15 protein-coding genes and 2 pseudogenes are annotated in these 23,971 nt (G+C 59.5%); 5 read left to right on the top strand and 12 right to left on the bottom strand.

The annotated features are described in order from the left end of the window. Positions 1 to 26: 26 nt before the first annotated feature. On the bottom strand, positions 27 to 4,079 hold the full coding sequence (locus B0G80_RS44560; protein WP_116124091.1) for a hypothetical protein: 4,053 nt from the start codon (positions 4,077 to 4,079) through the stop codon (positions 27 to 29). A 269-nt stretch (positions 4,080 to 4,348) separates the two neighbouring features. On the opposite strand from B0G80_RS44560, the gene B0G80_RS44555 reads away from it, so the two are divergent. The 5 genes and pseudogenes from B0G80_RS44555 (at position 4,349) to B0G80_RS44535 (ending at position 11,024) form a co-directional block, all read left to right on the top strand. Next, a complete protein-coding gene (locus B0G80_RS44555) occupies positions 4,349 to 5,455 on the top strand; it encodes a hypothetical protein (protein WP_116124090.1) in 1,107 nt (368 codons plus the stop codon). A gap of 71 nt (positions 5,456 to 5,526) precedes the next feature. Further along, the gene (locus B0G80_RS44550; RefSeq protein WP_116124089.1) at positions 5,527 to 7,740 is read left to right on the top strand and encodes a phosphotransferase; all 2,214 of its coding nucleotides are present in this window, start codon (positions 5,527 to 5,529) and stop codon (positions 7,738 to 7,740) included. A 241-nt stretch (positions 7,741 to 7,981) separates the two neighbouring features. Beyond that, positions 7,982 to 8,889, top strand: a pseudogene (locus B0G80_RS44545) (DUF72 domain-containing protein). A gap of 351 nt (positions 8,890 to 9,240) precedes the next feature. Further along, on the top strand, positions 9,241 to 10,134 hold the full coding sequence (locus B0G80_RS44540) for a hypothetical protein (RefSeq protein ID WP_116124088.1): 894 nt from the start codon (positions 9,241 to 9,243) through the stop codon (positions 10,132 to 10,134). 245 nt (positions 10,135 to 10,379) lie between these two features. Then, positions 10,380 to 11,024 (top strand): hypothetical protein, encoded by a 645-nt coding sequence (locus tag B0G80_RS44535; protein WP_147310013.1) that lies wholly within the window; start codon positions 10,380 to 10,382, stop codon positions 11,022 to 11,024. Between the two features lie 552 nt (positions 11,025 to 11,576). Here B0G80_RS44535 and B0G80_RS44530 read toward each other — a convergent pair. From B0G80_RS44530 to B0G80_RS44475, 11 genes and pseudogenes are all read right to left on the bottom strand, one after another. Continuing rightward, entirely contained in the window at positions 11,577 to 11,969 is a 393-nt protein-coding gene (locus B0G80_RS44530; RefSeq protein WP_116124086.1) for a hypothetical protein, read from the bottom strand. Beyond that, positions 11,950 to 13,392 (bottom strand): hypothetical protein, encoded by a 1,443-nt coding sequence (locus B0G80_RS44525; RefSeq protein WP_116124085.1) that lies wholly within the window; start codon positions 13,390 to 13,392, stop codon positions 11,950 to 11,952. Before B0G80_RS44525 ends, B0G80_RS44530 begins: the two co-directional genes overlap by 20 nt. 593 nt (positions 13,393 to 13,985) lie before the next feature. Then, positions 13,986 to 15,926: a hypothetical protein gene (locus tag B0G80_RS44515; RefSeq protein ID WP_116124083.1), complete on the bottom strand. Its 1,941-nt coding sequence runs from the start codon at positions 15,924 to 15,926 to the stop codon at positions 13,986 to 13,988. Continuing rightward, positions 15,916 to 16,857: a site-specific integrase gene (locus tag B0G80_RS44510; RefSeq protein ID WP_116124082.1), complete on the bottom strand. Its 942-nt coding sequence runs from the start codon at positions 16,855 to 16,857 to the stop codon at positions 15,916 to 15,918. The genes B0G80_RS44515 and B0G80_RS44510 overlap by 11 nt, the downstream gene beginning before the upstream one ends. Further along, positions 16,809 to 17,381: a hypothetical protein gene (locus B0G80_RS44505; RefSeq protein ID WP_116124081.1), complete on the bottom strand. Its 573-nt coding sequence runs from the start codon at positions 17,379 to 17,381 to the stop codon at positions 16,809 to 16,811. Before B0G80_RS44505 ends, B0G80_RS44510 begins: the two co-directional genes overlap by 49 nt. Before the next feature lie 431 nt (positions 17,382 to 17,812). Continuing rightward, positions 17,813 to 18,370 (bottom strand): hypothetical protein, encoded by a 558-nt coding sequence (locus B0G80_RS44500; protein WP_181920237.1) that lies wholly within the window; start codon positions 18,368 to 18,370, stop codon positions 17,813 to 17,815. Between the two features lie 93 nt (positions 18,371 to 18,463). After that, on the bottom strand, positions 18,464 to 19,384 hold the full coding sequence (locus B0G80_RS44495; RefSeq protein ID WP_220377543.1) for a hypothetical protein: 921 nt from the start codon (positions 19,382 to 19,384) through the stop codon (positions 18,464 to 18,466). Positions 19,385 to 19,636: 252 nt separating this feature from the next. After that, positions 19,637 to 20,320 (bottom strand): annotated as a pseudogene (locus tag B0G80_RS44490) (lyase); the annotation flags it as partial. Between the two features lie 337 nt (positions 20,321 to 20,657). Further along, positions 20,658 to 21,581 (bottom strand): ornithine cyclodeaminase family protein, encoded by a 924-nt coding sequence (locus B0G80_RS44485; RefSeq protein ID WP_116124080.1) that lies wholly within the window; start codon positions 21,579 to 21,581, stop codon positions 20,658 to 20,660. A gap of 35 nt (positions 21,582 to 21,616) precedes the next feature. Beyond that, the gene (locus B0G80_RS44480; protein ID WP_116124170.1) at positions 21,617 to 22,609 is read right to left on the bottom strand and encodes an asparaginase; all 993 of its coding nucleotides are present in this window, start codon (positions 22,607 to 22,609) and stop codon (positions 21,617 to 21,619) included. A 55-nt stretch (positions 22,610 to 22,664) separates the two neighbouring features. Beyond that, the gene (locus B0G80_RS44475; RefSeq protein ID WP_116124079.1) at positions 22,665 to 23,915 is read right to left on the bottom strand and encodes a D-amino acid dehydrogenase; all 1,251 of its coding nucleotides are present in this window, start codon (positions 23,913 to 23,915) and stop codon (positions 22,665 to 22,667) included. Between the last annotated feature and the right edge of the window lie 56 nt (positions 23,916 to 23,971).

Genomic DNA, 23,971 nt, shown 5'->3' with positions numbered 1-23,971 from the left:
GATATTCTCCTTGTTCTGTTTCGCTGCTAGCCGAAAATCACGAACGCCTCCGCCACCAGCCGGAAGTCTTCATCCGTCTCATAGAGGGACTTGCGATCCGTCAGACAGGACGCGACCCAGGTCTCGGGCGCGTCCATCGGCATCTGATTGTGCGCCTGCTCAGGTTCCTGCTCACGCTCCGTCTCGCGCGACACGCGTACGGCATCCGTCCAGACCCGGGCGAGTTCAGCTTCCTGATCGGCCGAATCGGCCCACTGTCCCGAACGCAGGCGCATCCGCGTGTCGGCCAGCGCGGTGCGCAAATCCGCGCTTTGCCTCCATGCTCGATGGAGCAACAGCACGAACAGCGGACAATAACGGTCGGCCACCGGGTACAACGCGGCGAGCGTCACATCGACCTTCTCGCTGAGGACCGCTGACCAGCCGCCGGACTCGCCAAATCCGTTCGTGCCCGCCTGACCGCTCGAACACGCGATGGTCAAGAGGGCCCGCATCCGTTGCGTGAGCTTGCGCTCGAATTCGAAAGCGGTCGTGTACAGGTGCCCCTTCCCCGTGTAGGCCTTTCTTGCGTCACCGTGACATGAGAGCTGGATGAGCGACAAGGACGAACCCAGCAGCGTGTCCTTGCCCGAAATGATTTCGACTGCCGGCCAGCTCGCACAGGCGATGTGCCGGTCGGCATAGACACCCGGGATGGGATTGGCCCCGCTTCGGCGTAACACTTCCTCCATGGCGGGATCGAACGAAGCCGGTGAATGGGCGAGCACGCCAAGCGGCAACGACTCATCCGGTGGCGCAATTCGCGCAACAGAGTCGCTGCGGTCCATCGCCGACACGGCCAGCCGCACGCTGTGAAAAACCCGCAGCAGATAGCGCGTGTCGACGGCCTGCCAGGGGAGATGGCCCAGTTCCTGGTGAACCGCGACAAAGACTTCGTCCATACCGTCGAGTTCGGCGTCGATGAGTTCCCAACCGCTGTCGACGGCCGCCCTGAGCTGCGCGCCGTCCGGCGCCGCGCTACCGCCGGAGTACGTGCCGCGCACCGGCTTGCCAGGCATCGGCTCGAGGGCTTGCCGGTTGCCATGAGGCGTCGACAGAAAAACACGCGTGAAGGCGGCGGTCTTCCGCACGATCGACGGAAGCTCGATCACGCGCACGGGACTGTCGTCACCTTTGAAAACAAGCGCTATCGCACGTGCGTGCCGGGCAGTTCCCTGGGCATTGACCCGGCACAGCACGACAAGGCCTCGCGCAATGCGGCCCGTCTGACTGTCTGCTCGATTGTTCGTTTGAGCGGGGCCTTGCAGTCCAGCTTTCACGCGATCGATCGATACCGTGTCCAGCATGCCGGCCGCCTGACGACCCTGTTCCTCACGGAGTTTGCCGAGTAGTTGCGTGATCGTTTCGCTGCGCTGCTGCCACAAGGCTTCGCGCGCGTCCCCGGAATCGGCAGCCGGCTCCGGCGCGCCCGCATGCTCGCCGAGCACCTGAATGCTTCCATTGATCGCCCGTAGCCTGACTCGCAGACGATGTATCTCGCTCGACCCCGTGTCCTGGCCCCTGCCCGCCGAGAGAACACGCTCGGCCGCGGCATACCGGCCGAACAGGTCGCCCAGCATGCGAAGCGCCGCATCGTATCGTTCACGGTCGACACACCACGCGAGACAGGCGCCGAACAGGCTATCGAGATCGGTTTCGCGCATCGGCGCCACGGCATCGGGATTCACGACCGGTTCGTCCAGCAGCACGCTGGTCCCGCCTGGGTCCGACGTCAAATCCACCCAGTCGAGTGCCCAGTTGAACAGATCGAGCGCCAATCTCTCGCAGACGTCAGGCTCCATGTCGGTGCCTTGTGCAAGCAGAAAGAGATTGCCTACATGCTGCTTCACCATCGCCGGAATGTTCGAGCCCAGATGTCCGATCAGCCGGGCCAATATGTCGTGACTGTCATCCCAGAGCCGGGTGGCTTCTTCGACTTGTCCCGATTCGAGGAAATTCGAGGTTCTCGCCACGCGGACATAGAACCTGTACGCGTTCGTCGCGTCGCTGTCCGACAACGAATCGAACAGTTGCTGAGCGTGACCGAGTGCGATTTCGGCCTTGTCATGCTCTGCGGAAACACGATAGCTCAACGCATGGTTCAGCAACGCAATCGCGCGGTTCTCGTAAAAAGCGGGGTCATCGGGCAGCGACTCGAACAGGATGTCGGTGGTCCGGTAAATCTCGGACGCCTCTTCCGCGCGGCCATGAGTGAGGAGATAACTGGCATGGTCCATCAGCACGCCGGCCCGGTTCGACACACTGTGAGAGTCGAGCGGCACCTGCTCGAACAGCCTCTCCGCTTCCTCGTACAGCGCTTCGGGATCCATGGCCGGCCGATCCGGCCCATAGATTTCGAGCCAGTACAGATTGTTCGCGCGCCATCCTCTTATTTGCGCTGCGTCCGAATAATCGTTTCGTGATTTTGCGAGCAGATCGTACAGCGTCTGTGCTTCGACGTAGAGCGCTTCAGCCTGCGCGTGCTGCCCAAGCGAGACGAGGTTCCGGGCCCGCCTCGTGCGCGCCTTCGCTCTTCCGCTCATGACATCCTGCGATATCGGCAACTGATCGAACAAGGTTTGCGCGTCCAGCAGGAAATCTTCGGCTTCCTCATAGAGGCCGAGCCGCCACAGATTTTCTCCGCGATCCGCCTTGAGGTACGCACGCCGGAAATTGCGTTGCTCGGTCTCGGGCAGCAGGTCGAACATCGCGTTCGCGGCGATAAAAAACGGCTCGGCTTCCGCATGGCGCCCTTCGCTCTGAAGACGGACCGCCTGCAACGCGCGTCGCGACGCGCAGCCGGCTATTTCGTCCGCGAGGCCCTGTTCCGGCTCGGTGTTGCGGATGTGACGGAAATAGGATTCGGCATCGCTCAGCCATCCGAGGCACAACATGTTGCTCGCACGCGCGGCCGTTTTTGGATGAACCAGCGGACGACCCGAAAGCTCCGCAGCGCTCGTTGACTTTTGACGGGCTCCTTTTCGCTTTCGTCCGGATAAAGTCGTGCGCGGACCTGGCGCGCGCGGAACGGACTGGACTTTTTCCTGGGCGAGCGATGACAACAAGGTCTCAGCATCCCGATAGACGGTTTCAGCCTGCTCGAAGCGGCCGAGCAGCGACAGGCATTCGGCGTAAGCAAACGTTGCGTCGAGCTTGTAGCGCGCGATGTCGGGTCCGGATTCCGGCACCGTAGCGAATACCGCGACAGCCGCGGCGTAACTCGCTTCAGCATCGCGCAGACGTCGCAACGCTTCCAGATTCTGCCCGCGATGAAACCGCACCATCGCGCGATTGAGGCGCGTGCGGTGACCGTCCGGCAACGTATCGAAGATCGACTGGGCGTGCGCGTGCAACGCTTCTGCCTCCTCGCGGCGATCCAGGCCGATCAGATTTTCTCCGCGCGACATCTGCGTCCCCGCCATCTGCAAGCGATTCGACATGGTGTCGTCGAGGGAGGCCATGAGTTGCACGGCGAGCGCGTAGGCGGTCTCGATCTCCGGCAGCGGGCCGGCACCGCGGAGTTTGGCAATCTGGTCGAATATCAGCTTGATGCTGTCGCTGACCGTCGGCTCCTTCCTGTCAGCCTGCTCAGGGGGAACCCCGATCGCCCACATCGACACGTCGGCCGCCATCGCGGTATCGCCTCGCCCGATCAACGCGGCGAGATGTCCGACCACCATCCAGGGGAAGAAGGAGATCGTCTCGCCGGCAACTCGCAGGCTACCCGCATGAAAGCCCACGCAGGCAAGCGACAGGTCTCCCGCCCTGAGCGCGTCCCGGCTCTGGTCCAGCAGCTGCTGGAGAAAATCCCGTTCGTTCCCAGGTTCGTTTATCTCCGTGACTCCCGCCGTGGCCATTGCGCTGGCGATCATGTCTTCGATGACGCCCTCGTCGTATCGTCCGGCTGTATTCAGGAAATACTGAACCACCGCGAAACCCAGTGCCGCGTCGCCCTGCACCCAACGCAAACACGCGCGCCGCAAGACACCTTCGATCTCCTTCAGATCGAAGTCCCACGAGGCTGGCGGTTGCTCCGGCATGAGTGAACTCCGGTAGGCGATACGTGAGCGGACTTCAACGGACTTCTCGCATTGCGAACAATACGAGCCGGGCGCGAAACATCAGGTTAGCCCGCAAAAATCATTATTCAAGTTTCATACAAACGGACTAAGCTGCCGGAGACGCCCGATTGCGAATGCACGTCCGCCCGCCAACAGCGACAACGACCGGGACGAAGGACGAAGAATACCCGGGCCGGCCTCTTCAGATAACGGCTTTTGTACGCGGCACGCAAACCGGTGACTTGCTCATGGAGTATGACATCCATCCGAACCGCTTCGATCCGGCTCTGATCAGCGAGCCCTTGCGCCCGGTTTTCGCGCGCCCCCTCGACGTCGCGCAGCGCACGCTAGAAGCCATTCTGGTTGCAACGAACAACACCCGCCTCGCAAGCGAATTCGATATCGGCTATACCATCGAAGCGGATTTCAACGCCTGCGCTTATGCGCTGGATGGACGACACATCATCGACGTATCCGCCGCGACGCCCGCATTGTTGCTGGCGCTGTTCTTCGAGGTGCTCGGCTCGACAAACCCATTTTCTACCAGTCCCGATGAGCCGCCGGTCGATGACGCGCAGCCCGGCGACTTCCTGTTTCCCCAGTTTCTCGCCGCTGCGGATCAGGACGATATCCATCTCGCGTCGGCTATCGACACCGTGTTGCGCGACGCCATGCCGCCGGAAAAATGGCAGCGGCTGATGGCGCTTGCCCTCGCCGAACTGGCTACGGTCTTTGTTTTTTCCCACGAAATTGGCCATATCGTGCTGGGCCATACCGGCATCCTCGCCGATCAACGCAATCTCGCGCTGATGGAATTACGCTCCACGCGCGAAAGCGTGCCGGGACGGGTCTCCCGCGCGTGGGAACTCGCGGCGGATCAAAGCGCTTTCGGGATGGTATGGAGTTATGCGGTCAAGAACCGGCGCACACGCACGCGTTTCCTGCACTACCTTCGGCTGGAATCGGCAAGCGACCCGATACTCGAACTCGCCGGACGGCTTTGCTACGCAATCAGCTTTGTCTTTTTTCTTCTGGGCCAGAACCTGAGCGAGGTCGATGCACAGGGGAGTCACCCGTCCACGCTGGTCCGCGTGACGTTTCTGATCGCGCTCGCCCAATCGATTCTCGAAGAGAAACACCCGTCGCCCGGCGATCGCGCTTATGAAGTCGTCACCCAGGCGCATAACTTCGCCGAGGCGGCATGGAACCGCCTCGGCCTGGAATTCGGCAAGAACAGCTTCAACGAACGTATTGAAGACCTTCCGCTTGCCGTGACAAGGTCCCAGCGACATATGGACCAGGTGCGACGCCGGCTTGGAGCTTACGCATGGGCTCGTCCGTCAACACGACGTTGATCCCTACTGTCGTTTGCTTTGCATGACCGGACATCGCCGGAGTCGATTCAACCATAGGCCAAGGGGGCCGCATGAAGAGCGTCAAAACACTGCAGGCAGAACTTCGCGCCCTTATCGAACAAGGGACAACGACCGGAGGGACGCGCACGGTGCGCGCTTTGCGCATGCATGCGGGCGGACAGAGTCACGCCGACCAGGTCGCGGAAAATCTCGTGCAGCAGGCGATCGCCTCCGGCCTGCCGCTCAGCACGTCGGTTGTCGAAACCGATCCGTTGAAAGGCGGCAACACTGCGGAACTGGTCGCGCGTGTCACGCTCCATGCGCCGTTCGTATTCAAACTCGACCGCACCACGGAGAAACTCGCCGCTGAGGGCGAGATGATGCGCAAGGTACGAAACAACTCCAAGCTATCAGAGCGTTTCCGGCAGGCATGGCCCGTTATCTACGCGATTCACGACAAGGCGCCGTACGCCTATCTGATGGAGTACTTCCCGCGCGAAGACGGCTGGACCTCGCTCGAAGACCGGCTTTATCCGCCGGTCGGCACGCCGGCGGCATCGACGTCGGAAGCAACGCGTCTCACCAACGCGACGCTGGACGTTCTTTTCGACGGCTACGTGCAGAGCGTCCAGACCCGTGCGCTGCCGAATATCGTGGTCGACTACGTCGGCCGGATCAACGAGCGCCTGAGCAAAGTGGCCGCGAAAGATGCCCGTTTCGCGTCGCGGCGGCTGAGGATCAACGGCGATCTGTTCGAACCGTGGCAGCACTACGTTGACCTGCTCGGCAAGCACACCGACTTTCTGATGAAGATCACGCCGCAATTCACGACGGTCGCGCATGGCGATCCCAATCCGGGCAATATTCTGATGCGCACCGGCGTGACGGGCATCGAGGTCAAACTGATCGATCCGAAAGAATGGGAAACGGGTGACTACCTCTTCGATATCGCCAAGTTGACCCACTTCGTTCAGGGCACTGGCCCGATCGAAAAGCCGGCCTCAGGAGTCGCAGTCAAGGCCGATTATTCGGAACAGGACGGCGTCGACGAGCTTTCTTATCAGTTCGATCCGCCGCCCTTCACGCCATCGATCGTGGACTCCTGTCTCGAACGCGTCCAGCAATTTGCCTCTGCTCACAAAGATATCCACTGGCAGGCGCGATATGAACTGGCGATGGCGTCCAACCTGCTCGGCTTGCCCCCCGGCCGACTCGAAAAAGGCCGGCCTGATGCCGCGCTGATTCTCTACGGTGAAGGCCTGCGCTGGCTGAAACAATTCTGCGATCGCCTGCGCGCTTCACATGTACCCGCTCCCGCGCCAGTCACTGCAGACGTCACGTTATCCGTCGAACCGGAATCGTTGGCGAAGGCCCGCGAGCGCGTGCGCCAGGACACTCCCAACGTGACCGAAACAACCGATAGACGGGGTTTCCAGGTACTGCATTGGCAGCCATCGCGAGCGAACGCCGCGAACAAACCGGTCGAGCTGTCTCTCGAACACGAGGCACGCCTGAGCGCATCTTCGGAATCGATCCTCGCGCACATCAAACAACAACTCGCGGCGAGTCACGCGATGCCGACGGGCAACGTCCTGTTGCCGGGCAACACGCGCTTCGCTCATCTTACCGTCCGTCACCAGCAACGCGACAAGGGCTCGCAAAGCGTGGACCACTATTGGGACCTCGCGATGGCAGATCACGCGGCGCATCTGATTCCGCGCATGATGTCGATGCGCGAACGTGTGCAGACCAGCTCCTTTATGACGTGGACCGCCGACGAGAAAGCGCGTGCGCTCAACCTCGAGTTGCCGCTGGTTGCTTACGAACACAGCGGCGTGATTGCGCGGCTGGAATTCAACTGGATCGACAATCTCGACACAACGTTCGCCGAACTCAGAGAGGCCGGCGCATCGGCATCGACCGACAACCCGCTCTTGCTCGCGGCACGAATCATGGATATCCGGGAAGGCGATCCAGCCGGCTGGATCCCACTGATCGAACACACGACCTATCGCGAGAAGTATCACATCACTGACAACGACAGCGATCTATTTCATCTCAACGTTGACCATGTCGTCGCTCAGTCGCTCAAGTCGGGGCGTATCGCAACGTACACGGATATCGACGTTGCGCCGGCGGTTCTTGTCGACGATGGAGTTCTCGACACGCTGGTCGCGTTCAGTCAGTCATTGGAGAACGCTTATGGACTCGTGCCCGTCCGCGCGACCAAGGCGTGGCGCGATGCTTATCTGACTGGCGAGTTGCCGCTGGGCGAGAAAAAATGAATGATGGGCTTGCAGGTTAGGCGCGATACGTCGACAAACGCTTTTCATTTGCCGACGAACGGATGGCGCCCACACTCACGGGAAGAAGATGGTACAGAGCATTGGCACCAGCCGCAGATATCTGCCATCCATGCCGTCCTTGACCTGCTTGAACATTCTTCGAAGCTCATCGTATGCAAGGCGAAGCTGGGTCGGTCAGGCACAAGATATGCCGTGAGAGCGCTATGACGACGGAGGTCAAATGACAATTTTTGTGGGGACCGCATCCTGGACTGACCCAATCCTAATTGCGTCCAAGCGTTTTTATCCGCCTGGATGCACTAGCGCGGAAGCGCGCTTGCGATTTTATGCCACCCATTTTCCGCTGGTGGAAGTGGATTCCAGCTATTACGCGATGCCGAGCGCATCCATTTCAGTCCTCTGGGTCGAACGCACTCCCGCGAACTTCATATTCAACATTAAGGCTTTCCGACTTTTCACCGGCCACCAGACGGATCGCGCCAAACTTCTGAAGGACATCCTGGCGGCGCTGCCGGCCAGCGACAAGAAAAACCTGTACTACAAGGACACCCCCGGCGAGATACTTCAGGAACTGTGGCGTCGTTATATTGAAGCGGTTGATCCGCTAAAGAAGGCGGGAAAGCTCGGTGCGGTCCATTTCCAGTTTGCGCCATGGGTAGTGAACAACGAGGACGGACGCACACACGTCGAGCACTGGCAGACATGATGAAAGGATTTACGTTGGCTGCAGAGTTTCGGCACAAATCGTGGTTTTCCGCGAAAGCGGGTACTCAGACGTTGGCACTTGAGCGGAAGCTCGATCTCGTCAACGTGATTGTGGACGAGCCAAACACGTCGACCAATTCAATACCGGCAGTATGGGAGTACACCAATCCGCAACTGGCGCTTGTTCGCCTTCATGGGCGTAATCACGCAACGTGGAACATTAAGGACGCGGCAGCTGCTTCATCCCGGTTTAACTACGACTATACGGACGAGGAGCTGACCGCGTTGGCCGAACAGATCAGAGAGATAGCCCGACACGTGCAACGCACACACGTCGTCTTTAACAACAATTGGGAAGATCAGGGACAGCGAAACGCGAAGACCTTGATGCAGATCCTCGGCGTTAACGCGATCCAGCCTTGAACGCCGTCAGGCAGCAACCGGCCGAGGCCGTGTGAAAACGCGCACTGAATGTGGCCTCCTGAAAAATCGACCGTTCAGATCGCGCTGTATTGGCTTGTTGGCCACTTGGGAAGGGTAAAGCGACACCCGAAAACCGAGTACTTTCGCGTTTTCACACGGCCTCGGCCAGTTTCAGCCCTTCGGCGGGCGCAAATGAACGTCAAACGACTGACCTGTTGTGCTCTGAAAGCGGTCTTTCCGCGTCCTTCCTTGGGTCAAGTAGTCGCAAGCTATACACCCCGCTGTGTCCCTGCCGGTTATGCTTGAGGCGCCGGACCGCGTCAGGTGGGGCCCCTCGAACAAGGACATAAGATGACTTTGGTTATCGGACACGCCACGAAAGAAATAGGCTTTTTGATTGCCGACACCCTGCTAAGCTCACCCGTCCCATTGAAAGGCGATGAGGGTCCGTTCAACGGTGTCAGTCATACATTAAAGATCCACATACTGTCAGGCCGCCTTGCGGTCGCGTTCGCTGGGGACCCTAGCTTGGCCTGCGACGTCATTGCCGAGCTAAAAGCTGAGACTGAGGCGAACCAGGACCTTGATGTGCCGCAACGTCTTTTCGAGAAGTACCGGCAACGCGCAACCGAGGTACTGGAGGCCAAACGCTCAGATTTTCTGATTCTGCGTTTGCTGGATGATGGCCCGAGGCTTGATAAGGTGACGCTAGAGGACGGCGTACGGAATGCAGAAAGGGCCTACATAGGTGACGCAGAAGGCTACCGACAGCTAACCGGACTGTTGGGCGCGTATGCTGGACCAAAGATACGCATGGTGCAACAGCCAAACGGTTCATTCATAACGGAGCCTTTCGAGCCAATGGACGGCGAGCAATGGTTCGCAATTGCGACGGAAGCATTAGAGGCGCTGTGTCATAAAAAGTGTGTCCAGACGGTCGGTGCAGTAACTGACGCGATTACCCGTGTGGTGAATGCCAGAATTTCCGGAGAACTGGAGTATTTGCAAGCGGTGTACGTGGGGCGGTCGATTGAAGAAGGGCTTACCGGCTATACGCTTCTTGCTGCAAACACTGGCACTCGGGCGACGGCCATCTATTTCTATGCAGGTAAAGTGGGCTTCGTGTTTCTGCCTGGTGACCCGGCTGGGTGTCGGAGGCTGGTCGCTGACTCAGACGTCCAGTTTATCGACGCTGCCCGACAGCAATACGGGATCGAATTGACCGGCCCAACTCAATCTGCATGACTTCGAACCGAATGAACATCAAGCCCGAGTCACCGACCGAATGGGACGGCTCGAAGCCCGCTAAGACCCCGGCGACGTCCGAGGCATACAGGCCACTATCGACAATCCGCAAAACCCGTAGCAAGGCATCAAAGGGCGTCGCGCCCAAGGCCGTCCAAGGGAAGCCCCAAGGTAAGCGGTAGCCCACCGAGACCGTCGAGCATGCGATACTGCCGCATCAAAAATAAGACTTCTGAGAGAAGACCATGCCGCTGGAATTACTCGGTGCAGCTAAGGGGCTAGGAGGTTTTGCAAAGTCCGCAGTCGGATACGCCCGCAAGCGGTTCTTCCCGCCGAAAGTTGGGTATCAGTTGACTCCCTCGAATTTGCTGGAGGTGATTCGACCGTTCTCGAACTACGGGAAAGTCGCGGAATTGCTGGGCGAGCCTCACCACGTATGGAAGGCGCAAGCGTCTTATCGGTTCGCGGATTCTCTGCTACAGATCGAACGCGACGACGACAACGTCATTACCGCAGTGACCTTGGCGACGCTCAAGCCGCGCTGGCCGCATCGGTTCCGCGTGCATCCGTTGCAGTTCGTGCTGGGCAGGGACACCTTCAGGGACGTGTTTCCCGAAGGAGAGATTTTGCTGTCTCACAACGGGTCCTCAAAGTTCAACATCTATTCCAAGACCGAATACTTCGGCTTTCCTGGCAGCTACTTACATTTTTCATTCGGCATCGTCGAAGCGGTGACATGGCCACCTCTGCGATGGCAAGGCGACGCGGAAATAGTCAATATCAACGAAGCGCGGACGCTGGCGAACCCCGAGCGCGTCAAGTTCAACATTGTCTCTGTGACAATTGACGAACCCGAGTTCCTACCATTCACATGGTCGTCTTTCCAGTAAGGGCCGTGAACATTTCCGAAGTGCGCATCACCGACGGACCGTAGCTGGAGACCAAGGAGCATGTGGGTGGTTCTTGAATGCTGGAAGCCGCAGGTCTGGATGAGGGGCTGACGTGGGACCGCAAGGTCATCGTCGCATGTCGGGCGTCGGTCGAGGTGCGCCCGTTTCTTTGACGGAATGCCCAGCGGAAGCAACCGAGCGGCAGTGGCAAATACTGCCGGCGACGGGATGAATGTCCGTTGAACCTTAGCAGCGGCCCTTACGGGGGTGCCGGTCCGACCGGCAGAAGTGGGTCGGCAACGGTCTTCGGTTCGGCTGATGCTTGGGTATTCGCGAACATCGATTGCAGCACTCGCGATGCCGAACTGGCTGATTACGGCCGCCGAAATGCGCATCAAATTGGCGCAAGAGCGGCCGTTTCGATGCGCCTTCGCGCGGGGGATATTGATGGGGATAGGCCGACGAGCGACAGTCCAGCCCGGAAAGGCAACGAAAATGCACGGTCTTTCGTTGTCACCGAATCCCCGGCACGCTATCCCTGTGCCCTATCGGTCAAGCCTCTCGGCGCCGACGAATGGGTAGGACCTTCTCGCCAGTCAGCCGTGCCATTTCCCGACGTACTTCGAGAAGCTCCATCATTAGCGATGCCTCCCGCGCAAGCGCCTCTTCCCACAGCCGACGATACTGTTCTGCCCGGTGCTTTGCTGCCTTGATAGCTGGCCCGGCGTCATTGGCACCGAGTTTCGCTTGCCGGGCCGCCGCCGCCGAAATCTCCGCGATCAACTCGGCAAACATCTCGCGCGACTTCTTGATACTGCCCTTTCCGCGTCCAGCCTCAAGTGCGACTGCGTCATTGGTGATCCGTGTTCCCTTCGGAACGATCTGCGGCCGACCTTCCTCGAAACGCTGAAGCGCCTGGCGATATTCATCGAGCGCGTTTGACATTTTCTCTCCTCATTGAGGCGCCTTGCCATTGATCCCGAGCGGCACACAAAGCCTGTAGGTCGCTTTCTTCCATCCGGTACGCAACACTGCTTGGGTCAAGAGTCGCGACCAAGGTTTCCTGGTGTCGAATGGCGCTGTCGAGGCGGGACATCTTTCCGATCATGTTCTCGCAGCCCCGCAGGCAGTCGGTATCTACGAGTCGCAGGCCGACGACGGAGCAATCGCCGACTTTGATGCAGCCCCCGAGGGGAGTTTCCCGGTAGGCGATCTCACCGCGCTTGAATCGTGTAACGGTTGCAGCGCGATCGGTAATCTCGCCTCGGTTTTTCTTGCCTTGCTCGAACGCACCGGCACCGCCAAACAATTCCTCGTCCGACAGGACCACGTCGCGGAGGAATGCCAGAGCTTCCGAGAACGGCTTCGCGTCTCGCCATTCCCGGGCGACGTGCTTCTTCGCCTCGTCTTCATCGAAGTCGATGAAATTGATTGCGAACTCTGCGCCCTTGGCGTAGTAGCGGGACATTTCGCGCGTCATGTGCTGAAGCTGCCTCCGCAACGACGGCAAAGAGACTAGACCACTGCGCTGCGAATACAGTGCAAGCGACCGTCGCAGCTGGTGCGATTTGAGATACCAGGGTCGCCCCAACTGGAAGTCCGCTTCGGCTCTCCAGGCCCGGTGAGGATCGATCGTCTCAAGCTCTAGGAGGTCGGCTTCGGCAATGGCAGGGCACAGTACGTCATGAAGCCGTTCGTAACCTTCGTCGTGCGGGTTAAGGCTCGCCGGCCTGGCGAACCCATCCTTCTGGACCGGCTTCGGCACACCGAGCCCGAGATAGGATGGACGCACAAAGAGTGGGTACTGGTTCAGGCGAGCCGCGGCCTGGTCGGGTGTTACCTCCAACGTGTCGTAGACAAATTTGGCGATGCCACGCGCAACGGTCGCCGCTCGACAACCATCTTCGCTGGTGATCCACCGGGTTCGCCGCATCTTTCCCCGATTGAACTTCGCTGTCGGGCCACACAGCACGTAGTGGGTATGGCCATGGCTTTCTTCTCGCTCGATACAGTGAAACGGGAGCATCAACGCCTCCGCATCCCGCATGCCCGAGAACGTCTGAATCATCAGCTTGCAAACCACCTGCATTTCACGCAGACCTTTCATCACCGCCTTGGGGTGTTTTGCCATACCGCGTTCCTCGAAATACTGTTCGAGGACAGAATCCGCTTCGATAAGTCTGCGGGCGACGTTTTGCCAGCGATCGGTGCCGGGCGGATGCGTTTTCTGCATCGCGAGGCACGTCCGAATCATGCTGAGATAGTGTGGCAAGACCTTCTCGATTGAGGCTAATTCTGTCCCGAGCGCCGAGATCAGGTGAGAATAGATCCGAGTGGGAACCGGGGCGGTCTGGTCCGCCTCGTTCATTATGCTGGTGACACGGTCTCTCAGTTCTCGAAGAATCGGATTGCCCGCCACATAGAATCCGATGTCCTCGTTTGCATCGAGGGAGACGAGAATGCCGATGAGTCCGCAAAAGCGTGCGAGCGCTCCGCCTTCAATCGTCCGGCCGTAAGCGGCCAGGCGGTCAGCGTCCCCCAGAAGCTGATCAAGCTAGAGCCCGCTCTCGTCACAAAAACGGGCCATGCGCTTCAGGTGTGACAGGAAGGCGAACAGCATTCCGTATGTATAGGTCGAGCCCCTTCGCCTGAATAGCACCAGGCTCATGATGTGCTGCATATCAGTGACCATTTCCCGCCGCTCAGACGGGACGGCAGTTAGCAACGCGTGAGTCCGATGAAGCGGGGTATTCCAGTAGTCGAAACTCAACACTGCCCGTGTCCCCTTTAACACGTAGGCGGACCAGTCCCAGTGAAGATCCCCGAGGCGAGACGCGACCGAACCGTCGCGAGTCCGGCTTACGACATGGTCACTTGGGAGCCGAACAGCCAAATCGACATTGGGTCGGAAACGACTGTCGTGGGCTGCCTGGCCTCGCCTGATCGGTAGCGGCGCTGTGCTCATCGTGCAATCTCAATTTCGGTCAGCAGGGTCAGCTTTTCGGCCCAGTATGCATCGAGTTCGCCCTCGACCTCGACTTCACGCACCACGCGGGGGACCATGTCGGCGTGCAGCGAGAGATTCGAGATTTCTCCCAGGACCTCACTAATACGCTCCAGCACCGGCCTGAAATGATCTTCGGCACCCGGCACGGACAGTGTTTGCTCGATGACGTAGGCGCAACTCACCAGCTTCCGCACATCGGTAGCGTCTGCGTGGACCCGGTACTTATCGCAAAACAGGCAACCTTCATGCTTGCGGCAATCCGGTGCGATCGGAATGTTGCCAGAGATCGGGACGGGGGAATTGAAGTCAACGCATGTTCCAAGACTCCCAGTTTTAGCGCCTGAGAGGGAGTCGCATTCGGAGAGGACCACCCGCCGCTCGGCCGATCGCTTCATACTCTCCAGGAACCCGGACATCTCAGCATAGTGGCGGCCTTTCGTGCCCGCCGAATACGCTCGAAGCGCGATCTCCTCGGAGTGCCCCATGATCTGAGCCGCAGTCGCCGGGTCGGACTGGGTGATATGAAAGTCCTGTTTTGGAGCACGCAGCGCCCGTGCCGGCACAGTCTTGAGGCCGGGGTCTATGCGTCTGAGGACCGTCTGCACGGCACTTATGGTCGACGGGGACGCAGGTCCGAGATCATGGCCAAGGTTGGGACCTCGGGTAAGGAACAGACTGCCATGACACTTCCCGCCAAGAATATAGGAGCGAAGCGACACGAACGTTTTGAAGAGCGGGAGGAAAGTAGCTCGAACCACAACGCTAACGGCCTTTCTGCCTGCTCGCCATTTCAATTCGCGAAATCCCTGTTGGGCGGAATCGACCGACATGTCGTCGGCCCATTTCAGTTCGCAAGCGACAGAGGGATTCAGCCCTGTTTGGGCAATGAACAGCACGAGGAAGCAGTTGTGTGCCAGCATCGCAGCTTTCTGGCGGTGGTAACTGCGGGGATCTCGGTTCGCCGCGTCAATGAGATCGAGCACTTCCTGGGCGGCTTGTCGAGTCACCTTGCTCCCGGCCCGCCGCGTCGCAATAGCTTGCTCGAAGCTAAGCACGCGGCCGTTCCGGTAGTCGTAATTCGGATTTCTCCGAGCCGGTCCTGCTCGGCGCTCACGCAGCTCAAGCAGATGAGGAGGCATGCACCACTGCTGCTCCGGGAATATCCACAGCCCTTGCTCCGACCAGTCGAGATACCTCGGCATTTCGACCCGGAAGGGGTAGGGTTTGGCATTTAAAACGAAATCCGACATACCTTCGAAGACCGCCGCGCATAGCCCACAGAGCTTCGCGAGATCGGATTCAGATGGCGGCTCCGTCTGAACCACATCCCTCCAAGAGGAGGGCATTAGATTCACGCCTCGCTCCAGATCATGGAGGTCAAAGATCGACTCAAGCAACTTCCCGATCTTGTGTTGCGTGCCCCAGGCGTAGGCCTGACGCATTGTGTGGTTATTGACCTGCTCGCGGAGATATTCCACATACTCCGCAAAGGCACGGTAGGTACCGACCTCCCCGCTCAGTGCGTCGTGCAGCTGTCGAGCATCACACCAGTCCATAAACGCTCTGATTTCGCCGCAGCTGCCCTGAATTGCCGAGGGCCGGTACCCGCCTACGATCATTCGGTAGTTCAGAAACTGGAGCAATTTCGTGACTTGCTCAGATCTCTCCAACGAGAAAGACGAAAGGTCTACATGGCGCGGGTAAATCTGGCTTCGCGTGCTGTTTTTCCTGCGTGCCTCGCTACGGCGGATGTAGCAAAGCGAACCAATATCGACAGTCGATCTCCCGATCTTCAGGATCACTCGCTCCGGGTGTGAGATTGGTACCTCGTCGTCGAACGGCAAATCGAGGACTTCAAACGCCCGGGCCTCAAAGCTTACGCCATTATTCGGCATGGAGATTTCCTCCCCAAGCCATCGCGATCAACGACTGGATGTACTGCTCGTGGTCGTCCACGGCGGAGACGATCGCGTCCATTGTCTGCCGGAAGCCCAGATATCGGTCGGTCGTCTCAGTCCGCTCATGGCCCATCCGTGTCGAGACAAACTGCCTGGCCTGGAGCAGGGTCATATCCTTCTGCTCGACACGCCGTAGCACACTGTCAGTCAGATTCATCCCGAACGAGGCTCGTAGATCGTGAATTCGGAAATGAAAATCTCGATCGAAGTGCTCGCGGATGTACGGCAGCACATGATCGCGGATGAACACACGCACCGTCTGGCCTCGCTTTCGGTGTCGCAGCGAGAAGGTCGGGTCAAACACGCCGGAATGCTCGTCCGCCTCGTAGTACGGTGCGCCTTGTTGGGTGAGAAAGAGATACTGGTCTGGTCCGTCGCCCCCCTGTGCCCGCAAGCGTCGAGCGATTGCGCGCTCGGAGAGGGCATACAGGCGCAGGCGTTCGTAGACCGCGCACGGAATGTGAAGGGTCATCAACTTGTTGTTCTTCGTGTCGATGCCTGTTCCCGAGCCGACCCGAATGCGAACCTCGGCAGCACCAGAGGGCGGCTCCTGGACGACGTGGCGAACGCGAAAGGTCAGCGCCGTCTGGATGCGAGCCCCGGTCGTGAGCATCAGTGCGTGGATCAACAGCATCTCGATATTTTGCAGCGCGACCAGCGCTTCGATGATCCAATGTTGCTCGCCCAGCGCCAACGGGCGAAGCTTGCCACCATCGTCTATGTGGCCGTCGAAGGGATCGGCCTGCCGTGGCGCCGAGATTGAAACGTCCGTCAGTTTGATCTGCTTCGCATGCGCAATCCCACGCGCGTCCTTGAAGCTCAGGTAATGATCCGTTTCCTGCCAGAGGGGATGTTCAGGGGCGAGCAAACCTTCAGCCAGCAACCACCGATAGAAGCCGATGACGGTTCCATGCGTCTTTGCGCGGTCGACGGGGCCATCTCGCGCGCATGGATCTGCTGCTTGAGGTAACCATGGAAACGATAGGTGGGCCGCTTTTGTTTGTTCGATGGAAAATCGTCGTACTCGATACCACGATCCTCCAAAAAATCGAGGAAGTAGCCGAGGTCATCCGCGATTCCGTGAATGGTCCGCATATTGGGAAAAGCCTTTCGTTGAAGTCGGCCGAAGATATATGCAACGGCCGGCTCCCACGGAGCGCCATCTCGACTCAGGACAAGCGGAAATAGGTTGTAGTGTTCCTTGATATAGCCTTCGGCATCAGTCGCGTTTTTGCCGCTCACGTGTCGGTAATGGTACGCCACGGTCGCCGAGCCGTCCTTACCGATTTCGCGCATCTGCGCGCCAATATCCTCTGCCGAGCACACCCAGCTCCTGGCCAGGACGGGAAGGATAACCTTCCTAACGATCTTCCCCGACTCTTCTTCTCCCATTTGGCTCTCTGTTCAAGTCGCACTTTGAGCGGGCAGTTCAAGCCGCAGCAGGAGCTCCCCGTATGGACAACTTCGCTGTACACAGGACAAGCCTGTGTACAGCCGGCCTGCAGCCGGTCCCGAAGTTGCCCACACTCGGTGACGCGCCCGCTACGCGGGCTTGCCCAAATAAGAAAGAAATCGGTAGACAGCTACAGATCAGCGGTAAATTAGAACACATCGATATCCATTTTTTTTCCCAAACTTACCAAACTATTTGTGAGCGTAAAAAAACCGCCGGCTCCGAAGAGCGCGGCGGGTTTGGTTGCAGCTTGATTAGTCGCGAGGAAACCCCGATTTCGACGGTTGCCGGGCGAACGAGGAGCATGCCGCCACCATGCGATCGCTCAGCTGCGTTGTCCATTTCACAAGAACTTACATTGATATGCATTTTATCCAAAACTTATCCGTAAACCCTGCGCGACGGGCACAGGAATCCGGATTGTGTTCTGAACGACCTCCGCGCTGCAAGTTGCCGCAAGCTGGTCCTGCCACGCATAGACCACGCGCAACATGGCTTCCAGCAACGTCGCCGTTGCATTCACCCGATAGTCAATTGCATCCTGATCCGCAGCAAGCTCCGGTTCACAGCACATGTCCGGCTGGGCGACCCAGGATGCTCCGGAGGAAGACGCCAGTTCGACGTACTGCTCCATGGTCCAGGGGTAGACGCCCGCAATCCCGCTTTGCCCACCCTTTGACTGGAACAGCTTCATCGCCGAGAAACCCGCGCTATCGAGGGCGAAGTCAATCTCCGTCAGATCGGTCGCTCGCGGGATACGGAAGCGCCCCGTCGTCCGGTTCCAGAACGCGGACGCCGAGACCATCGCCGGATACCCTTCGTTGAAGGCGTGAAATGCGAGCCGACCGCCACTATGCGGGATGCCCACCCGAACGAGCAGCCCGTCATCTACATTAGCGTTTTTCTGCAGCACCGGCATGCCGGGCACGCGTGGTCCTATTGTCATTTGCCACTCCAAAAAAAAGTGCGGAGCAGCCCCCCGCGGGCGTGCCCCGCAAGGGATAGAGAAAAAATTCAATGGCTACGCAGCCATCGCAAAGAGATCCAGCTGGGCCTTCTCGACGTGGTGCGATTGTGCGTCGCTGATCGCGTTTTCGATGAGATACCGGTCGAGCTCCGCCGGCGAAAGATTCAAACGCTCCGCTAGCCGCGCGAAGTATTGACCCCGCACCGCCATGTCCTGATAGCGTTGGGCGCTTCCGGCCGGCAGCTTCAGGATCGCTTCGTTCAGCCAGAAGCGCGCGGACTCGATCGCCGTATGGCCCTGAACACGCGAGTACCAGGCATGGTCGAACGAACACGTGACAAACTCACAAGCGCGTACAGCGCCGACGTGCAGTTGATCGCTTTCCTCGAAGTACACAACCCGCTCACCCCGCTTCGTTTGCGCATACGTCGACACGCGCTGGGGGTGCCGATATGGATTCCACTGCTCAGCGAGATAATCACGCAAACCATCAGCCGGAGCCTCGGCATCAAAACGCCCGACGTGGTACCAGCCGTGGTTCGGAACCGGAACCTTGGGGAAAGGCTCTACCTTTGGAATGACGTAGCGTCTACCCAGCCGGTTCACTTCGTACCATGCTGACAACGCCGGAAACGCGTGCGGCGCATAGTGGTGCATCGACAGCATGAAGTCGATCGCCACCAGTTGAGCTGGTGTGATCATCTCAAACTGCACCTCGCACAATTCGCGATTCTCCGCGTTGTCCTCGATGCGTCCCGACGCAAGATCCGCGTCGTGCTGCTCCGCACGCTCGACCTCGAGTGCGTCAAGTGTCAACAGATAGCGCAGAAGATCCATACGCGCCTGAAAACTCAGTGTATCGGCCTGAATGCGCACACAACCATCGTCATTCAGGGAGCGCCCCACCAGCTCACGCCGGTTCATGTCCCATTGCGTGGCCAGAAGATAATTCCGGAAGTCGTTGAGGCCAGACATGTACGCATGCTCAGGCTCCCGGATCATCGACTCCAGTGAGCGATCCCGCTCGCCAACGACGCAGCAGAACACGCAGCCGAAGCTTATATAACGAGACTGAACTAGACAGCGCGTGAGTGAGTGAGCGGACTCGCCGTCGCAGAAAGGGGGTGCCGTTCATAAGCACGGCGTTGAGATAGGCAGGCAGCAAGGGACCGCGTGTCTAACCGGTGAAATGTCGTGGCGACCGAAACTGACAGAAAGTGTCTCCCTCATCTGGCGTACGTTCGCGTGTGGGCGCGGCAGCGCAAACATCTCGAACCGTTCCGTTCGAGGGTCGAGGCGCACTAGCGCGTTAGCGCTCCATTCGATGAGCCAGACGATGTCTTTGTCGTCGACGAATATCGCATACACATGCGACCGGAACCCGGCAGTTTCCATTCGCGCCACCGATGCGCCGCCGGGTCGAACACGCCCACCTTTCCTGCGTTCCACTCGCTGATCCAGACGCGACCTTTTGAATCGGACCACACCCGGCGCGCTCCCTGTTCCGGTGTTGGCGGCTCGATGACTTGCGCCGTGCCGCTCACCGGATCGATGCGGCCGAGGTAGCTGCCAGCTAGTGAAGCGAAGTACAAGCTGCCGTCAGGGGTGACACAGATTCCATAGGCGCCCGGCCCGCGCGGCGCATTGAACATGCGGATGCTGCCGCTTCCTGGGTCAAGCTCACCATAGATTCCGCCTTGTCCGGTAAGCCACAGGTGCCCGCGTTTGTCGAAAACGGCCGTGTTCAGGTTGGCGTTCTGTCGGTCTTTGGGCAACGGGAAGCGCGCGACAGCGAGAGTCTTCGAATCGACGCGGACGATCGCGTTCAGCCCGCCATCGGTAATCCATGCATGCTCCATGCGGACCGACGATCATGCCGTGCGGCGCCGATCCGTTGCCGAGCGGGACCTGCGATTACCAGGTGGCTCGGTGGCCGCTGAGGCAACACGAATACTGTTCTGGTTCGTGCGAGCCAAGGCCCGGCTACGCGCGTGTTGTCCGTCCTATGGAGGCGAATAGGCGAATTCGGCCCAAAAGGCGACGCTCGTTCCGTTCCATCGAATGACTCGATGCAGCACCATTGCCGCCTTTCATGCCAACGTATTTCTGACCGCGAATACCGATCGATATCGTTCAAACATCATTCGCTATGCCGCACCTGCGGTACGCGAAAGGCAATGCGATCCTGATTTCGCGCGCCTTCGCGCTTGCGGGTCTTTTTCGGGCTCGTGATGGTGCGAGAAGCTATCTACTGCAAGCGCTCGCCCATCACACGCTGCGTGACCAATTGGGCGAGCGCCACATCGGCGAGCCCGAACCCGAGCGACTTGAATACGGTGGTATCTTCAGCAAACGACGGAACTGTTCCGTTGAAAACGGCGTGGCCAAGCTCGATCACATGGTCCCAATTGACGATACCCGGCTGCGCCATCAGCAGATCGCCTGCTTCGAGTCGTGCCTGTTCCAGCGATTCGACGACGATCCTGCCGGCGCGGGCGAGTACCGTATCGTCGAGTTCGCGCGCATCCGGCTTGCTCGACCCGATTGCGGCGACGAATGCCCCGGGTTTCACCTGCGCGCCGTCGAAGAGAGGTGTGGTGCTGCGCGTAGCTGTGACAATGATGTCCGCGACCGAAACAGCCGCTTGCGCGTCGCTTGCTTCGAAGCGTTTGTCAGGGAAGCAAATTTGCATTTCCTCGAGCGTCTGCGCGACACGTTCGATCCCCACGATCAGGACGCGCTCAATGCTGGAGTCCGCGACGATGGCGCGGATATGCGCCTTGGCCTGAAGGCCCGTGCCGAACACAGCGAGCACCCGCGCGTCGGCTCGCGCGAACACTTCGGATGCGACGCGCGTGACCGCTGCGGTACGGTACTCGGTAAGCGCATCGCCGTGGACGATCGAAAGCAAGCTTCCGTCGTCATTCGAAAAGAGCGGGATCACAAAGTCGAACTTGCCAGCGTGAGTTGAATACACCTTCGCGCCGCACACACCCGCATCCGGCAGGATCGCGCCCATTGTGCTGAGGGTGATGTTGCCAACCTTCGTTTTGACGCGGGGTTGGATTCGTGCGTGACCTCTGCCATGTTCTAAAAGCGCGAGGCGCAGTTCGTTAATCGCGTCGCGCATCGTGATGAGGCGCCGCACGTCGTCATCAGTAATCAGGTGCATGATTTGTATGTGAGAGTTGGTGAAGAGTGAGCACTTCAATAGCGCTCGAAGACGGTTTGCAACACTTGCAAGTCGCGGGATTGGGTGAGTGCCAGCATCAGAAGGATGCGCGCTTTTGAGGGCACCTGGTCGTCGACGGCGAGCCAGCTGTATGCCTCGTCGGGTTGTGCTCCGTTCTGCACGACGATTCCGTTGCCTGTGCGCGATGCACGCACTACATGAACGCCGCGCCGGACCGCATTGCGCAACGGCTCGATTAGATGAGCCGCGACGCTGCCGTTACCAGTGCCGGCAAAGATCAACCCTTGCGCACGTGCGGCGATAGCGTTCACCGTTGCCGGTTCAAGCGCCCCGTAGGCATAGACAATGTCGACCGCAGGCAATGACCCGAGCGTCCCGGCAGACCACGGTGTCGCGAGCGTATGGGCGCGGGCCGGATGACGGTAGTAGCGTGGCCGACCGTCGATCACATATCCTAGCGGACCGTATGGTGAGCGGAACGCCTCGATTTTGAAGCTGTTGCTTTTGACAACGTCCCGTGCGGTGTGAATCTCGTCGTTGGCGACGACCAGCGTGCCCATGCCAATCGACGAAGGGTGCGCTGCGACAGCGATCGCATCGTAGAGGTTCAGCGGCGCGTCGGAGCTCATCGCCGAGGGCGGGCGCATCGAGCCGACTACCACCACCGGCTTGCGACTCTTGAGCGTGAGATGGAGGAAGTAAGCGGTCTCCTCGATTGTATCTGTCCCGTGCGCGATTACGACGCCGTCGATATCGTCTTGCGCGAGCAAGGTCGACACGCGCTTGCCGATTGCGAGCAGATGCTCGTTGGTGAAATTTTCAGAGCCGGTTTGCAGCAACTGCTCCGCACGCAGATTCACCGGCAGGGACGCATGGGGGATGGTGGTGAGAATGTCGTCGATGCCGAGCACCGAACACATGTATGCGGACGTGTTGCTCGCGGCTTTGCCTTGGCCGGCGATTGTGCCGCCAGTGCCAATAACTACGATGTTGGCCTTTTCTATCATGCGATATTGATCTTTGGGTGAAGTGAGCACGTCACGGAGACGGGGTCTCAGGGGTTCAATGCGAAAGAGCAAACGTGCTGCGCAATTCGTCGCCGTTACTGCTTGCGAACCACTGCGTCAGCAGGGCCGCGGAACCCGTAGCAAGCGTGAAGCCGAGCGCGCCATGGCCGACGTTGAGCCACAGATTGCGGTAGTGCGTCGGTCCGACAATAGGCGTGCCCCGCGGCGTCGCCGGGCGCAACCCGATCCAGTCGCTAGACGGGCAGGTTGCGACGGCGTCGGGATAAACGGCGGCCGCCTCCGCTCGCAGCATCGCAAGCCGTGCCGGATCGGACTCGAGCGAATAGCCGTCGATATCGGCGATGCCCGCCACGCGCAGCCGCATGCCCAGCCGGGCGTACACCACTTTGCGGCTGAAGTCTGTGATGCTGATACGAGGCGCGGCGGTCTGCGGTTGCAGATCGAATGTCAGGCTGTATCCCTTGAGCGGATAGACCGGCACATGGATGCCCACGGGCCTGAGCAAGTGGGCGGCAGCCGCGCCTGAGGCGACGACGACATGATCCGACGCAAGCGGCGCACCGTTGCTCCAGGCTTCGACCCGACCGTTCGAAATGGACTTGAGACATTCGATCGATGTGTCCATCAGGAACTGCACGCCGCGAGTGCGCAGCAACGCTTCGAGTCCCTTGCAAAAGCGCTGACAATCGGCCGTGTCCTCGCTCGCGGTATGGATCGCGCCCGCGAGATAAGGGCGCAAATCGGCGAGGGTCGGTTCCAGTTCGACGCATGCGTCAGGGCTCAACGCCTGCTGGTCGCAGCCGAGCGAACGCTGGAATTCAAGCAGTCCGATCGCACTCTGCATGGCGCTTGGGTCGCGATGTAGCACGAGCTTGCCGGAGCGGATGAAGTCAAACTTGAGTGACGGTTCAGCGGCGATCAGTTCATGAAGCAGCGTCCGGCTGAGGAACGATAGCGGCAGCAGCTTGCGTATCGTGAGTTCGCTCTGTTCGCGTGTGCACGCCGAGAGGAACTGAAAGCACCAGCGCCACTGTTCGATGCTTAGCTGCGGACGAAAGCGCACCGGCGAATCGCTTTGCGTGAGCCAGCGCGGCAGCTTCGAGACCACACCGGGTCCGGCTAGCGGCGCGACGTAGGTATACGACAACTGGCCGCCGTTGCCGGCGCTAGTCTCGTTCGCTACGTCCCGATGCCGGTCCGCGACCGTGACCTCATGTCCCGCCTGACTCAGGTAATACGCACTGGCCAGCCCAATGACGCCGGCACCCAGAATCAATATCCGCATACCGCCGCACTCGCTTTTTTCAGGTGTTGGAGGGGAGGGCCGCATGCCGCAAGTCT

Source organism: Paraburkholderia sp. BL6669N2 (genome assembly GCF_003387275.1).
Classification (GTDB): Bacteria; Pseudomonadota; Gammaproteobacteria; order Burkholderiales; family Burkholderiaceae; genus Paraburkholderia.
This window is presented reverse-complemented; position numbering and strand designations above follow the sequence as displayed.